The 14,456-nt window shown below is 70.1% G+C and carries 14 protein-coding genes and 1 pseudogene; 2 read left to right on the top strand and 13 right to left on the bottom strand.

Going from position 1 to position 14,456, the window contains the following annotated elements:
* Positions 1 to 6 precede the first annotated feature (6 nt).
* Complete coding sequence (locus ACZ68L_RS41420; RefSeq protein WP_469588626.1) at positions 7 to 339, top strand: hypothetical protein; 333 nt, start codon at positions 7 to 9, stop codon at positions 337 to 339.
* A 70-nt stretch (positions 340 to 409) separates the two neighbouring features.
* On the opposite strand, the gene ACZ68L_RS41415 is transcribed toward ACZ68L_RS41420, so the two are convergent.
* From ACZ68L_RS41415 to ACZ68L_RS41400, 4 genes are all read right to left on the bottom strand, one after another.
* Positions 410 to 1,219 (bottom strand): hypothetical protein, encoded by an 810-nt coding sequence (locus ACZ68L_RS41415; RefSeq protein ID WP_469588624.1) that lies wholly within the window; start codon positions 1,217 to 1,219, stop codon positions 410 to 412.
* Positions 1,216 to 1,599 carry a hypothetical protein gene (locus ACZ68L_RS41410; RefSeq protein ID WP_469588623.1) on the bottom strand — a complete coding sequence of 128 codons (384 nt, stop codon included), beginning with the start codon at positions 1,597 to 1,599 and terminating at the stop codon, positions 1,216 to 1,218. Before ACZ68L_RS41410 ends, ACZ68L_RS41415 begins: the two co-directional genes overlap by 4 nt.
* Before the next feature lie 296 nt (positions 1,600 to 1,895).
* Positions 1,896 to 3,134 (bottom strand): lanthionine synthetase LanC family protein, encoded by a 1,239-nt coding sequence (locus ACZ68L_RS41405; RefSeq protein WP_469588620.1) that lies wholly within the window; start codon positions 3,132 to 3,134, stop codon positions 1,896 to 1,898.
* A gap of 103 nt (positions 3,135 to 3,237) precedes the next feature.
* Positions 3,238 to 3,963: a GNAT family N-acetyltransferase gene (locus ACZ68L_RS41400; RefSeq protein WP_469588617.1), complete on the bottom strand. Its 726-nt coding sequence runs from the start codon at positions 3,961 to 3,963 to the stop codon at positions 3,238 to 3,240.
* Between the two features lie 163 nt (positions 3,964 to 4,126).
* Between ACZ68L_RS41400 and ACZ68L_RS41395 the strand changes: the two genes are divergently transcribed.
* A complete protein-coding gene (locus ACZ68L_RS41395; RefSeq protein ID WP_469588614.1) occupies positions 4,127 to 4,636 on the top strand; it encodes a hypothetical protein in 510 nt (169 codons plus the stop codon).
* 852 nt (positions 4,637 to 5,488) lie between these two features.
* Here the strand turns inward: ACZ68L_RS41395 and ACZ68L_RS41390 are convergent.
* The 9 genes and pseudogenes from ACZ68L_RS41390 to ACZ68L_RS41350 all read right to left on the bottom strand — a co-directional run bounded on the left by ACZ68L_RS41390 (position 5,489) and on the right by ACZ68L_RS41350 (position 14,232).
* Positions 5,489 to 5,659 (bottom strand): hypothetical protein, encoded by a 171-nt coding sequence (locus ACZ68L_RS41390; protein ID WP_469588611.1) that lies wholly within the window; start codon positions 5,657 to 5,659, stop codon positions 5,489 to 5,491.
* Positions 5,660 to 5,720: 61 nt separating this feature from the next.
* On the bottom strand, positions 5,721 to 5,903 hold the full coding sequence (locus ACZ68L_RS41385) for a hypothetical protein (RefSeq protein ID WP_469588608.1): 183 nt from the start codon (positions 5,901 to 5,903) through the stop codon (positions 5,721 to 5,723).
* Positions 5,900 to 7,681 carry a MobF family relaxase gene (gene mobF, locus ACZ68L_RS41380; RefSeq protein ID WP_469588606.1) on the bottom strand — a complete coding sequence of 594 codons (1,782 nt, stop codon included), beginning with the start codon at positions 7,679 to 7,681 and terminating at the stop codon, positions 5,900 to 5,902. The genes ACZ68L_RS41385 and mobF overlap by 4 nt, the downstream gene beginning before the upstream one ends.
* Positions 7,682 to 7,835: 154 nt before the next feature.
* Complete coding sequence (locus ACZ68L_RS41375; protein ID WP_469588663.1) at positions 7,836 to 8,360, bottom strand: peptidylprolyl isomerase; 525 nt, start codon at positions 8,358 to 8,360, stop codon at positions 7,836 to 7,838.
* Between the two features lie 123 nt (positions 8,361 to 8,483).
* Positions 8,484 to 9,257: pseudogene (locus tag ACZ68L_RS41370) on the bottom strand (serine/threonine-protein kinase); the annotation flags it as partial.
* A gap of 301 nt (positions 9,258 to 9,558) precedes the next feature.
* Positions 9,559 to 10,377: a hypothetical protein gene (locus ACZ68L_RS41365; RefSeq protein ID WP_469588603.1), complete on the bottom strand. Its 819-nt coding sequence runs from the start codon at positions 10,375 to 10,377 to the stop codon at positions 9,559 to 9,561.
* Entirely contained in the window at positions 10,374 to 11,900 is a 1,527-nt protein-coding gene (locus ACZ68L_RS41360; protein ID WP_469588601.1) for a P-loop NTPase family protein, read from the bottom strand. Before ACZ68L_RS41360 ends, ACZ68L_RS41365 begins: the two co-directional genes overlap by 4 nt.
* Positions 11,893 to 12,651 (bottom strand): AAA family ATPase, encoded by a 759-nt coding sequence (locus tag ACZ68L_RS41355; protein WP_469588598.1) that lies wholly within the window; start codon positions 12,649 to 12,651, stop codon positions 11,893 to 11,895. Before ACZ68L_RS41355 ends, ACZ68L_RS41360 begins: the two co-directional genes overlap by 8 nt.
* Positions 12,652 to 14,232 (bottom strand): transposase, encoded by a 1,581-nt coding sequence (locus ACZ68L_RS41350; RefSeq protein ID WP_469588595.1) that lies wholly within the window; start codon positions 14,230 to 14,232, stop codon positions 12,652 to 12,654.
* Positions 14,233 to 14,456 lie beyond the last annotated feature (224 nt).

Below are 14,456 nucleotides of genomic sequence, written 5' to 3'. Positions count from 1 at the left end.
TCGTCGTTGAACCGCGGAGGGGGCTGGGCGGAGAAGCACCGCGTCATTGCCGCGGGCGAGAAGTCCGAGCAGAAGCTCACGCTGGTACTGCGCAGCCGACTGGCTGATGCGATCAGCGCCCGGGCCCTGCTGCCCACGTGGTTCGTGACAGTACTCGGGTCCGCGCCGCCGGCCGCCGGAACTCAGAAGTGGCTGGACACCGCCACACAGGTGCTGCTGTACCGAGTCGTCTACGGCATCACCGACACCGTGGTCGCGCTCGGCGACAAGCCTGTGGGCCGCACCGGTCACCGCGCCGAATGGTACGAACAGCTGGCCAAGGATCTGCGCCGCTGGTGACCGCCCGGATCATCCGGACGGTCTTCGCGCCGCAGCGATCGCCGAATACGAAACGGCCCGGCCTGGCGGGCTACTCCTTCTCGTCGTCAGGCCGTTCGCCGGCCTTGTACCCGTCCCGTTGCTCGTCCGAGTCGCCGTCAGGGTTCCCGACCGGATCCTCCGGGCCGGTGCCGGCCACCGTGTCGTCATCGGACGAAGCGCGGTCGTCCAGCGTGATGGTGACCGGTCGGCCTGCCGCGGTGAGCTTGGACAGGCTCTCCTGGATCCGCTCGTAGAGGGTGGTGGCCAGCTCCCGGTCACCGTCACCCTCGACAGCGGTCTGCTTGACCGAGTGCAGGGCGATCAGCAAAGCGATCAGGGAACGCCCGGACAGAGCAGCGCGGACACGCTCATCGCCCTTGTCGAGGACCTGCGCAGGCACCCGGAAGTGCGGCTGCCGCCCGGCATGCGCGGCGATGAACTTCCATACATCACGATGGCACAGCACGGTCGCGGAAGAGACCCGGGCAGCCTTCCGCAGCAGTTCGCTGTGCTCCCCGGTCACCTGCACAACAGCCGGCTCCCCGGCAGTCCGCTGCTCCAGTTCGGCCCGCAGGCCAGCGGACTCCTCGCGAAGAACGGCGAGCTCGGCACGCGACTTATCCCGGGCCGCAACCAGCTGCTCGCGCAGCACACCGACCACCCCGTCCAGCTGCGCCCGCACGTCGTCACGAACGCCGATCACTGCCGCGCGTGCCCCTTCCTCCTGGACAGACCGCAGCGGCGCGAGCTCCTCGATCAGGACCTCGCGGACGGCCTGCCGGATCTCCTCTACCAGCAGGGTCGTACGGTCCGGGCAGGGACAGGGCGGCGGCCAGCCCCGCCGCCCCGCCGCCGTCACTTGTCTGGTGTGCCTGTCTCCACGGTCGTCCCGGCCAGTTCGGGCTGCGCGACAGGTGCGCCGTCGTCGAGCGTGATGCGCACCGTGTGCTGGGTTCCTCTGTCGACGGTGTCGAGCTCGTTGGCGAACCGGTCGTACGCGGTGGCCGCCAGGGCCCAGTCGGCGGTGAGGAACTCGGCCTTGTCCCGGGTGTCCCACAGGGCGATCAGGAGCGCGATGAGCGACCGTCCGGACAAGGCGACACGTACCCGCCCGTCCTTGATGTCATCGACGTTGGGCGGGGTTCGGAAGTGCGTCTGATTGGTGCTCAGGCCGGTGAGGTACTCCCACGTGTCGCGGTGGCACACGAGCTCCGCCAGGGCGACGCCGGCCGCCTTCATCAGCCGGACACCGTGCCCTCATCACCTGGGCCGCGATCACCCTCATGACCAGGCGCCTGGCCCGACAAGGCGCCAACCCCAGCTGGCCGACGAAACCAACGCGGACCAACAGCTGACCACCCCTCACTCCTCTGGATCAGCGGCCTATAAGGTCGTCCTACGTCAGGTGGTCTTCGACATCGGCCCTCGCCGGGGCGACACGGGAGCCAGCCCTGCCGCCTCCCGCACCGCCTCATCCACTCCACAGGGCCCCGTAGTCCGCACGGCGCGCGTGCATATGGAACCGCAACTGGCACTCAGGCAGTGGGTAGGTGGTCCGGGAGGGGGAGGGCGTACTGCGGGTCGCGGTTCGCGGTGATGCGGGCGTGGCGCAGGAGCTCACGGATGATGCCCGCGTTGCCCTGGGCCCAGCCAGTGGCGGGGGCAAGGTCACTGGGCGTCTCCCTGTGCTCGAAATTGGACCAGCGGACGCCCTCTGCGTCGGTCGTCGCGCGGGCCGCGAGGTCGGCGACGAGGATGTCGGCGAAGTGACGGCCATCGCCGCGTTCGACCTGGCGGTCGCAGGCGAGGGCGAGGACGCCGGCGGTGCCGCAGCAGCGGCCGTTGTTATCCCAGAAGCCGGGGCGGATCCGTCGTGGGATGCCGGAGTTGACGACTGTGTGCCAGCAGCGGTCGGCGAGGGCGGGCCAGGCGGGATCGTCGGGCAAGACGTGGGTCAGTAAGCGGAACGCCTGGGCGTCGCCGGCTGAGCCGTGGCACCAGCCGTAGTTATGGCGTTCGATCTTCTCGTGCTGCTGTTGCGGGTCGGAGTGCGCGACGAGGAAGCCGTCCGGGCCGGCTTCGTCGCGGGAGACGACGTCGGCGGCTCCGGCCACTGCGAGGTCGACGAGGTCGGGGCGGTCGGCGGCCCGGCCGACGGCAGCGAGCGCGTAGACGATGCCGAGGGTACCGTGCGACATGTGGTGCAGGCGGGGGATCGCGCCAGCCCGGATCTCCCACTGAACGCCAGCCGTGGTCGGCTCGGCAGCGCGCGCGTAGCGGTCGACGGCCAACTGGGCGAGGTCGAGATCGCCGCACTCCAGCGCGGCGAGCGCTATGCCGGCGTTGCCGAAGATCAGTTCGTAGCAGTCGTTCCACCCTGCGCCGTCGTAGCGGGACCGCAGGACGTCCAGAGCACGGTCGGCGGACGCCCCCGCCGCGGTGTCACCGAGCACACGGTGCACGCCCCGCAGGGCGACAGCCATGCCAGCCACTCCCGTGTAGAGGCCGCTGTCCTCCCAGTCTTCGACCGCGTCAGCGACGCTGCGGACACCGCGCAAAGCCACGTCCGCGTACCGATCGTCGGCGAAATACTGCCATGCATCGAGGAGAGCTGGCAGCACCCCCGAACTTCCGCTGTACAGCTCTGGCGTGACCTGGCCGTCGAGAGTGTTTGGCCAGGCCACACCGTCATTGATGTCCCGCGCAGCCTTCATCAGCCACTCAAGGGCCCCTACGGCAAGCGACTCCGCGTCATCCGGTGCACCAGTGATCACCGGCCTAGCGTTCCACAGAGTTGGGCCGCCCCACGACTCGCATCAAGCGGTCTCCGGTTCAGAAACAGGTACTGACCGGCGTGGGCCCTCGCTGTTCGAGTGGTCAGTTCCGGGAGCGCCAGCGGGTGAACACGCACTGGTCATTGCCCGCGTTGATTCCGAAGGGCAGTCCGATGCGATCGAGAAGGAATCCCTCGCCAGGGGCGAGGACGGTGTAGCCATGCCGGGTATAGAAGGCGCCCAGGTCGCGTTCGGTCTCGTACGAGCCGTACAGCATGAAGTAGTCGAGCTGTGCGTAGACCTGCCAGGCCCGCTTGAACAGGGCGGCGGCGAGGCCCTGTCCGCGGGCCGTCTCGGCTACCGCCAGGCCGTGGACCTTGGCGACCGCCACACCGAGGGTCAGGGCCCTCATCGGCTCGTAGCCGTAGTCCATCGCCTTCTCGATGATGGTCCCGGGTGCGGTGACGCACAGAGCGCCGACCGGCTGGTCCTGCCCGTCGGCGGCGATCAGGGTCAGGCTGAGGCTGGACATGGACTGGCCCATGTTGTTGTGCCCGACGAACATATGGGCGGCGGCCGTGTAGAAGGTCTTCGTGGTGCCGCCAAGGCCGGCCAGCAGGGCGGAGCCCGCCGTCCCGGCCTCGATGGCGGAGCGCAACGTGGGGATGATCCGGACCCCAGCCGTGGCCAGCAGCTCGTCGGCCACGGCTGTGTCTTGCGCTCGGGCGAGTCCGATGCGGGTGCTGGAAGGTCCGGGCCACCCCGTGCGCAGCCGGTCGGCGGACAGTCGGGCGGGCCCTGTGCCTTTCCTCGGCGTTCGTTTGGCCATGGACAACTCCCTGGAGTCGGCAAAGGCAGCCGTGCTGCCCCGAGAGGGATCGTGTCCCGGTGCCAGGTGCCTTAGAGCCAGTTTTCGGTCGAATACTCCATGGGCGTCTGCACTCGGCGTCGACTGTGCAACAACGAGCGGGACGTGTCCCTGACGGCACGACATGAGTCGCCAGCAACTTGCGGGCCTCGCTCCGGTCCGAGATCCAGACCATGCGAGCGTTGCCCGAGTACCGCACGGCCAGTTCACGGATCTGCGACCCGGCGTAGCCAAAGGCGATCTGCTCGAAGTGGTCGGTGAGGTACCGGGTGGCCTCGTCGATCTGGGCACGCCAACGGGCGCGTTCCTCGCGCAGCGCAGTGCGGACCGTGTCGGTCGCCTCGGTCGGGATGGGCGCGGCCAGCAGTCGGGTAGCCGCGGACAGGATGGTGAGCATGTCGGCCTGGAACTTCTCGCGGGCCTGCATCTTCGTCTGGAAGCGCCGATTGCGGACTTCCAGCAGGGGCGAGATGTACCGCCCGCTGACTATCAGGGTGAGCAGAGACGTCAGGATCGCGATCAGCGCGGTCGTGCCCACGAGGGCATCCAGTCAGGCATGAGCGTGATTGTGGCGGCCAGACCGGGCCCGGTGGCCACTGGGGGCCTCGCCGGCAGTCGCGCCTCGCAGCGGTGATGGCGCGGCACACAGGAAGCGGCGGCCACCGTAACGCACTGCCCAGTGCGTTCAGCTAACCTTGTGTCTCGCGAGCAGCGTTTCTCGCGAGCAACACGAAGGCTGCCCCGGCAAGTGGCTCGAATCCTATCGGGCCGTTCTGCAGGCGGTACTGCGGAAACGACGAGGCCCCCACCGGTGCAACGGCAGGGGCCCCTCAACCGCATTCAGGCGTCGGTCTCCAGCTCAGCTTCAGGGAGCTGGAGACGGCGTCAGATCAGGTGGTGCCATTCGCGGACCATCTGACCCACCCAGAACACGGTGGCTGCCACCGAAGGTACCCACAGACGAATGCGTCGTCGCACTCCCTGCCAGTTCAACGGCCTTGGCCTTGCGTGCTTACCCATGAATCCCCCACGGGATGGAGGACCGACTGGATGTCGGGCCCGGGGCCCCAGGGCCCGTCGCGCGGTCCCCCGGAGGTTCTTCTTAGGAAGCAGGACACAATCATATGCGGCGTCAGAGGTGCTCACGGACCGCCTGTAGAAGCCGAGTTGGGGCCGGATCAGCGCAGCGTTACCCGGCCGGGCGGTCGGCCGTCTCCCGAGTCGCCAACCTGAGTACAGGCAAGGCATCTTCAGCAGCCCGTCCGAATTGCCCGAATCAACGATTGGGTGGCCCAGGTAAGCGCAAAGTTACTGAAATGGGCTGGGCCGCCTCATTGGGAGGAGGGGACGTAATCGGTCGTTTGGGCCCCCTCCCTTTCCGGCTGTGCAAGAACCGATCGGTTCCTGAACAGCACGACAGCCGGATGATGGAACGCCGTCATCCGCTGCCGGTGTGTTCAAGAAGCATGTGCATCCTGGTTTCTGATCAGGGAATACGGACCACCGCACCGGAGACGAACCACTGCACGAGGGTGGCGGCGAGGTGGGCCGCCGCGCGGGCGGCTTTCAGGGTCTCGGGTGCTGTGGGCGCCTGTCGGCCGTGGCGGGAGGTGCACGCGGCGGCCGCGAAACCGGCGGGGTGTCCAGGTGCTGGCACCCGGCACAGGCAACGTCGAGACTGCTGAGGAAGTGGTGCGGACTCCGCGACACCGAGTTGGTCAGCTTCGAGTGACCGCCACCAACAGGTCCATGACGGTGGCCATGAGCATCATTGCTGCGAGGGACCCGGCGAGGGGGGCGGACCAGGCAGGGCGGTTGAGGAGCAATACCAGGACACCAATGCCGATGAGAAGGGTGACCACGACGAGCAGCAGGATCACGAGAAGGGCGTTCAACGTCATGACTGCTGCCCTCCATTCTGCTGGGGCTGCCAGATTCCCCACGGCGGGGCACTGGGCCGCTCAGCGTCACGGCGGCGCTGTTCTGCGGCCAGGCGGCGGGCCTTACGCCGTACACGGTCGCCGAAGGCTGGCGGATCGTCGGCGCCGACGTATTCGGCAGCTTGTGACCAGGTCGCGATGCCGGGCAGGCCGAGCGCCAAGACCACCTCTCGCTCAGGGGGTTGGAGGACGGTCAGGATGCCGACGAGGCGGGGATCGCCAGGAATCGAGTCGAGTAGGGGGTCCTCCGGGCACGTCTTCTCCGTGAGTAGATCTCGTAGGGTGAGGTTCTCCCCGCAGGGGGTTTCCAGCAGGAGTACCCGCTTGCCCTCGACGCGGCGTCCGTTTCGTACGAGGCCGCCTGTCCGGCGTTCCCACAGTGGCCGCAGCTGTCGGTGCACCGTCCGGATGTCGCGCCGTAGCCGAGGCATCACCGGATCGCTGATGGACAGGGCGCCCCCGTAGTGGCTGCCCTGGTCCGGCCAGTCGCCCAGAAGCGCCGTGGACACGGCTTCGTCCCATTCCGACCACAGGCCCAGAACCGATGAGGTGTATTTCCGCAGGCACTCACGGTCGTCGATGACAGCGGCGTATCTCGCCGTGGCGGCCAGCAGCTCGTCCCCCGCCAGGTCCACGATCCTGCCGTGGCGCCGCGAGAACAGGTCGCGGACCGGCTCGGGGACCCCGTCGACCTCCCAGGCACCGGTCCGCTCCGCCTGCTGCCGGCGCACACCGAACCGGGTGTACGTCAGCGACCTGACGCGGGCCTTGAAGAAGGCGGCGGCTGCGTGCCGGTGGAGGTCTTGGCCGCTGTTGCCGATCGAGCGCCACTCGCCGTCCTCGCACAGGCCCATGTTGGCGATCGTCACGTGGAGGTGGAGGTGCGGGTCGCCGGGCATCCCGTCGCCCATCGGCCGCGCCGCCTGGTGCTCCACGGACCATGCCAGGAGCCCGTCCGTGGCGAGCCGGACCGGCTGTCCGTCCTCGGAGCCGACCGCGTACCCGATCCAGCTCTCCACCTCCCGGATCGCGTCGGCCTTGGCCTGGTGCACCAGGTCGCGGAACTCCCGCTCGTCCTGGTCGCCCATGAGCCCCGGCAGGACGCTGTCCGACTTGGGGAGGTCGAGCATCAGGTCCCAGCCGCGGACCCGGTCATCGACCCGCTGGTCCGCGTGCTCCCGCGCCTCGGCCAGCTCGGTCTCGCCGTAGACGTCGGCGAGGTCGATGCTGGCGGCGCGGGCGAGTTTGTGGAGCGTCGTCACCTGCATCCGGTGTCGGTCGCCCTGGCGGTGGACCATCCGCTGCTGCTGGGCGAGCACGGCCTGTTGCTTCGGCTTGCCGTCCAGCAGTTCCGCGGCTGCAACCCCCTTCTCCTCCGCTGAGGCCTCGATCGCCTCGATAAGCCGGGCGGTCGTGAGCTTCGCCGACGGGTGGGCGCGGGCCGACGTCTGCGTACGGATCAGCCGGGCCCCGGTCTCTGGGTGGCAGCCCGCCATCAGCCGCCGGGCCGCCTCCTTGCCCTCCTCATCGAGGACCGCGCCTTCGGCCAACCCGACCGCCACGAGGCCGCTGCCCATCCACACGAGAGCGGCGTCGCCCTCCTCCCGCAGCCGGTACTCCAGCGCCGGGTCGGCCGCCTCCTGGACCACCGAGTCAGCCGCCACGACCGAGCACCCCGCCTGCTCCCGCAGCCGGTACTCGACCTGTTCATCGTCACGGATCGCTGTCACCCAGGCCACCGGCCCACCCCCGTTCGTGCTACCCCGTCAGCGAGGCTGTGCGCTTGTGCGTTCCTGGTTGTCCGGTCTCATGGACATGGCGGACGCGGTGACTTTGAGGTCGGGCTCGACAGGTTGAGTGAGACGGGGTACGCGGCCCGTCAGTCGGATGGTGTCAGACGCGGGTGATCTTCACGGACTGGATCACCACGTTGTCCCGCGGGCGGTCTTTGCGGTCGGTCGGCACGGCGGCAATCGTATCCACCACCCACTGGCTGGCCTGGCCGACGACCTCGCCAAAGATGGTGTGCTTGCCGGTCAGCCAGAGGGCCGGCTCGACTGTGATGAAGAACTGCGAGCCGTTGGTGCGCGGACCTGCGTTGGCCATCGCCAGCAGGTAGGGCTTGGTGAAGCCGAGCTCATGGTGGAACTCGTCTGCGAACTGGTAGCCAGGGCCGCCGGTGCCGTTACCCAGCGGGTCGCCGCCCTGGATCATGAAGCCGCTGATCACGCGGTGGAAGACGGTGCCGTTGTACAGCGGGTCCTTCGAGCGCACCCCGGTACTCGGGTGGGTCCACTCCCGGCTGCCCTCGGCCAGCCCTACGAAGTTCGCCACCGTCTTCGGGGCGTGGTTCGGGAAGAGCCGGACCACGATGTCGCCATAGTTGGTCTTGAGAGTGGCGGTCAGATCCTCAGCCACTACTTCGTCGGCCGTGACTAGCTCGGCAAGTAGCGTCTTCCCCTCAGCCTCGCCCTTTTCTCCTCCCACAGGGATGGGTTCGGGGGTGCTGTCAGGGCGCAGCAGGTCCGCGGCCTGGAGAACGGTGGCCCGCTGCGCAGGGTCCTTGTTGAGCAGGGCCACCAGCGCGGATGTAAGAGGTCCGGCATTCCGTGCGGGGCGCGGGTCCTTGGTGAGGATCGCCGCAAAGAGGGAGCTGAGCGTCGGGCCGCTGAACGGGGGCTCGCCCTCGACGGCCGTGTACAGCGTCGCCCCCAGCGACCACAGGTCGGTGGCCGCGGTGACCTGCCTTCCCTCGATCTGCTCCGGCGACATGTACTGCGGGGTACCCATCACCGCCCCATAGCTGGTCAGTGCCGTGGCATCGACAATGCTCGCGATCCCGAAATCGGTGACCACTACTCGGTCCCCGGCGATCAGGATGTTGTCGGGCTTCAGGTCGCGGTGCACGATCCCGGCGTCGTGCGCCGCCGACAGTGCGCTGGCCACGGCCGTACCGATGGCGGCCACGCGGTCGCTGGGCAGGGGCCCGTCCTCGCGAATGACGGCAGCCAGGGAACGGCCGGCTATGAACTCCATCACGATCATCGGCGCGCCCTGGTGCTCGACCACGTCGTGAACGGTGACGATGCCGGGATGGCTGAGCCGAGCGGCGGCCTGGGCCTCGCGTATCACCCTCAGCAGCATCCGGTCCCGCTCCTCCGCGAGCACACCCTGCGGAACGACAACCTCCTTGATCGCGACCTCGCGCTGCAGTAGCTGATCGCTACTGCGCCAAACACACCCCATTCCCCCCTGGCCGATCAGCTCGACCAACTGATACCTGCCGCCCACTACCTCGCCACAGATCGCTGCCATGAGGAGGAGGATAGGCAGCAACGGCCGAGGACATGAGCGATGTCGGGCATTCCCGATAGACCGGGGCCGTGAACGCGCCAGCGATTGAGACCGGGGGCTGCCGAGACGGAGAGCCGGCGTGCCGGGGTTCCCCGACAGGGGAACCCCCTTCGTGCTTCCCCTGTTTTTGATCTTGACCGGAACGGTCGGCGTCGACAGGGTCGGCTTGGCCGGGGCCCATCACCGTACGGCCGGATCCGCCGCTCACCAAAAGGCTGATGTCGGACGACGTCAGAACGTCAGTGGGTGGCGACGTGAGATGTCAGTGGTCGGCGACATGAGGTGTGTCAGTAGGCGGTGACGGCTCGGAGAGCATCCGGAGGCTGTACGCGACGTGATCGGGCAGGACGTCGATGATGTCGCCGCGCGTGACCATATCCGCGGCAACGAGGTCGTCGAAGGCCTGCCGCTGGGCGGCGTCGCCGGGGTCGATGCCGCCGTCGGCCCAGACCCGCAGGAGGACCTCCGCTTCGATCGGCTGGATCGGGCCGCGGACGGAGGCGTGCGGCTTCGTCCGGCCGGTGACGGCGTCGGCCTGGTCGGGCCGGAGGATGTCGAGCCGCGGGGCGGCGGTGTACCGATCGGGCGGAACGTCGCGGAGGGTGAGCGCGCCGCCGGCGTCGGGGTGGGCGCGGGCGTAGTCGAGCGCAGCGTCGAGGCGGGGTGCAGACCACAGCAGGGCGGCCGCGATGCCGTCTGCGGTGAGGGGACCGTCGGCGTGGGCGAGCGCGGTGATCAGGGTGAGGGCGTCGCGCGCGGGGCCCTGGCGACGTCGGTCGAGGACTTCGCGTTGGCGGGGCCGCTCGAAGAGGTCGTCCGCTCCGGCCATGAGATCGGCGGGGTGCATGTCGAGGCGGCGGGCGAGTTCGAGCAGGACGCGGACGGGGAGGTCGGGGAGTTCTTCGAGGTCGATCTGGTGCTCGTGCACGCCGAGGAAGTCGGCGAGCTGCCAGGCGGTCATGCCGGCGGCGAGCAGACGCCGCTTGACGACGTGCGAGGGCTGCGCGCTGCCGTACCGGTGGCGCTGGGGGCCCTGCTGCCTGGGGGCGCGGCGGCCGAAGGCTGCGTCGTCGCTGATCACAGGCGGCTGCGCACGTCGTCGCTGAGGGGGGTGAGGTCGAGGCCGCGGTGGTGCATCCATCCGGCCTGCTGGGCGTCGCGCTGGTCCTCGTCGCCGTGGCGACAGTGGGAGCGGTGCAGCCAGGCCGGGTTGAGGTGGATGCGGTAGCAGGTGCGGATGACTGCTTCGCGCAGGCCTGGCTCGGGGCTCTTGAGGCCGGGGCTGTCGGGGTGGACGAACAGCGGGTCGGAGTCGGTGGCGCCCTGCTGGCGGCGGTAGGCGAGGTGAGCGGCGACGAGTGGGGCGGCGTGCTCGGGCAGAAGGACGGGCTCGTCGGATTCGAGGTGGAGGACGTCGAGCGCGGACAGTTCGAGGGGGCGGTGGCGGTGGCTCCTCCACTTCCACGGCACCGTGAGGAAGCGGGTCTCCTCCGTGGCGTACGGGCTGCCGGTGACCGGCAGGCGGATGGTGCTGCCGTCGGGGGCGGTGTTGCCGCAGGTGATCAGGCCGAGCCCGGTGGGTGGATGGGAGAGGTGAATGGACAGGGCGGTCGCGGCGGCGTCCTCGATAGTGGCGGCGGCGCGGAGCTTGTCGCAGACGCGGGAGGTGAGTTGGCTGAGCAGGCGGGTGGTGGGCCCGGCGCCGAGGGTCTCGTACTGCCAGCGCAGCAGGTAGCCGCGGAAGAACAGGGTGGTCTGGACGCCGCGTAGCCGGGCGAGGGCGTGGGCCTGGTCGGGAGCGGGGCCAATGCGGTGGTCGCGGAGGTAGAAGGTGAGGCGGGCGGCAAAGGCGCGGGTGTGCCGCGGGCCGCCGGGGCTGGTGTGGTCGCTGGCCAGGCCGCGGCAGGTCAGCCACTGGTCGGCGAGGTGGACCTCCCGGTCGTAGACGGCGCGTACGGCGGTGAAGGTGTTGCCGGGCAGCTTGTCGCGGCAGTGCGCGAGGAAGACGGGGAAGTCCTGCATGGGCAGGGCGGGGCCGGTGCCTTCGGCCCACGGGGTTTTCGCGTCGGCCCGCAGGCCGTTGGTCAGGACGCGCGGCGGAGGCGGCAGCTCGCGCATGAAGGCGCGGAAGTCGATCGCGTGGAAGCGGTACCCGGCGTCGCGGAAGGCCCGCAGCTGGGCGGGTACGTACTTGTCGTCCTCGGTGGTCGGCCAGATCAGCCACACGGTGGCGCAGGCGCGGCGGCCGAGCTCGGCGAAGAGTTCGAGTGCGTCGCAGGGGAGGCGGTGGGCGCGGTCGATGACGATGTGGCGGGTCTGGTCGGCGGTGAGCTGGGCGGCAGCCTGGGCCCAGGCGCCGGAAGTGGGGATGTGGTCCGCGAGCAGGGTGGAGGGGCTGCGGCCGATGGCGGTGAGAATGTCCAGGGCGAGGTCGCTGACGCGGCCGCCGGGGGTGGGGCGGACGATGAGACGGCCGGGGCCGTCGACCGCGGCCAGGCGGTGCACCATGCGGTAGTCGTCGCCGGGGTTGGCGACCATGACAATGCGGGGCCCGGCCGGCAGGTCGCGGTTGAGGACGGTGGGGGCGGCGGCGGTGTCAGGCATACACGCCGCCGCCGAGGAGGGTGAGGGCGTTGTCGATGACCTCGGTGTCGATGCGGTCCCGGCCGGCGTCCTCGCAGAGGCTGGCGGCGGTGTGGGTGAAGGCGGCCCAGTCGCGCATGGTGCCCTGTCCGTACAGCTCGTCGATCTGCCGCAGCAGGGCGTCGTCGGCGTCGGCGTAGATCGGGTGGTAGGCGCGCATCAGGTCGGGGACTTCCTCGGCGGCCAGCGGGCGGAAGGGCAGCCGGCGGAAGACGCGGGAGCGGAGCATCGGCTCGCGGGAGAGGACCTCCCAGCAGCCGTCACCGCCGACGTAGAGGAGGGCGAACTTCGTCTTCGGCTCGTCGTGCAGGTGCCGCAGGAGCTCGATGCAGTCGCTGTTGAGGCGCTGGGCCTCGTCGACGACGACCAGCCGTCGGGGGTGGGCGAGCAGGTCCAGGAGCCGGTTGGTGATGTGGAACCGGTTGCGGGACTTGGGGGCCTCGGTGCCGGTGAGTTCGGCCAGGAGGTGGTCGGCGACCAGGCGCATGGTCGGGCGGGCGGTGAAGGCGAGCGTGGTGACGGCCGGGCCGCCGCGGGCGGCCTGGTCCTCCAGGGCAGCCTCGACCGCGTAGGTCTTGCCGGTGCCGGCCGGGCCGTGGATGACGCCGGTGGCGTTGTTCTTCACGAGGTCGTCCACGATGCGGTGCGCGAGCTGGAAGGTGCCCGTCGGCAAGGTGGCGGCGCCGATCAGGTCGGCGAAGTGCCGGGGCATTCAGCTCTCCTTCTTCTTGGTGATCGGGGTGATGCCGAGCAGGGAGGTGGAGGAGCGGGCGCGCAGGGCGGCGTCGCGGGCCTGGCGGGAGGCGGTACGGCCGGTCTTCTCAGCGACGAGCCGGGACTCCTCGGCCGGGGTGCCGTCGCCGGTCATGGGCGCGAGTTCGCGGCGGGAGCGTCTGGAGGCGCGGCGTCGCTCGCGGCCGAGGCGTTCGGCCTCGGCGCGGGCGTGGGCGCGGAACGCGTCGGTCTGCTCGGCGGTGAGCTGCCCGGTCGGGTACGCAGTGCACAGGTGCTTGCCGCCCAGGAAGACCTCGATCGTCCGGTCGTCGTGCGGCATGTAGCGGATCTCGACGTTCTGGCCAGCGCGGCCGTGGAGCTCGGGGGCGACGTAGGACAGGGAGCGGAAGTTGATGCCGTCCTTCTGGACGGTGCGCTCGGTGGAGGCGAGCATCAGGTGGCGCAGTTGGTCGGTGGGGATGCGCCGTAGCGGCGCGGTGTCCTCCATCCACGCCTGGAGCGGTGTGCGCCCGCCGAGCATCCGGTGCGGGCGCTCGGTGTTGTACCAGTGGGCCCAGTCGGCGAACCGGTTCACGAACCGCTCGATGCGCAGCGGGCCGCTGGCTGCGCCTTCGGCCGCGCGCTTGGCGGCGAGGGAATCCTTCACCGGCCCGTACAGGGTGCCGCTCGCGTCGCGGGGGCCGCCGGTGAAGCCGGGGAGCTGGGAGATCAGCATCTGCTCGATCGTGAGGTTCAGCCGTTCGACCTTGCCCTTGCGGTGCGGCTGGAAGGCGGGCAGGCGGTGCATGACCACGGCCAGGGTGCCCAGGGCTGCCTCGACGGCGTCGGCGGCGAACTCCAGGCCGCGGTCGATGCGTACGCGCTCGGGCACCGCCCCGAACGGGGACAGGACCGGGTCGTGGAGCATCGCCATGCGCATCGCGGTGAACACCGTCGCGGAGGTCGGGGCGACGGCGATGGCCCAGCCGAGCAGGGCGCGGGTGCCGTCGTCCACCACGGTGGTGATCCACGGCGCGAGCGCCGCACCCTTCGGGGGCAGCACGAGCATCGGGAGCTGCTTGTGGTCCATCTCCCAGCACCGGCCGCGCGGGGCGTCCGGGCGGCGCAGGTAGACCGCGGCCGCGCGCTGGCCGGACTCGCCGGTCTTCCACGCCGCGCGTTCAGCCGGGGTGAGCTCGGCGGCGAACGCCCGCTGCAATGTCCGCAGGGTCACCGGCCGGGCCCCTGCCCACCCTTCGGCGAGGAACTGGGGCACCGGCGCCCCGGCCGTCGTGCCGTCTCCGGCGAGCACGGCCTGCCGGGCGCGGTGCAGGGCCGCGGTGTTGCCCCGGTAGAAGGCGAACGCCTCCAGGTCGGTGTCGCTCAGGAGGTAGTGCGTGCGCGATTGCCGGGCGGGCCGCGCCGCCGGTGGGGAAAGCCACCGCCACACGGTCCGCTCGCTCACCCCGGCGCTACGGGCGACGGTCCGTACGTGCGCGGCTGTCAGCACGTCGTCGGCGCGCAGCTCCTGGAGCCGGGCCACCGCCGTCCGTCGTACCTCCGCCGCGATCTTGGTCACGGACCGAAGTGTCAGTGGGATGTCGCCCCCCCCGGGGAGCCCCGCGACACCACCTCCGCTCGAACCGGTGAACCCCACCCGAACCGCTTGCGGCGAGGCTCCCGCAGCGGCTACTCCGGACCCCGGTGTCCGCCGTCCCGGAAACGACCGATTCCGGGACGGCCGCCGTTCGCGGCGCCGCGTCCCCCGAGGGCGTCCCGAAAGGCGTCCCGGAACTGCGGACG

The organism is Streptomyces sp. NPDC104309 (assembly GCF_055584025.1).
This window is presented reverse-complemented; position numbering and strand designations above follow the sequence as displayed.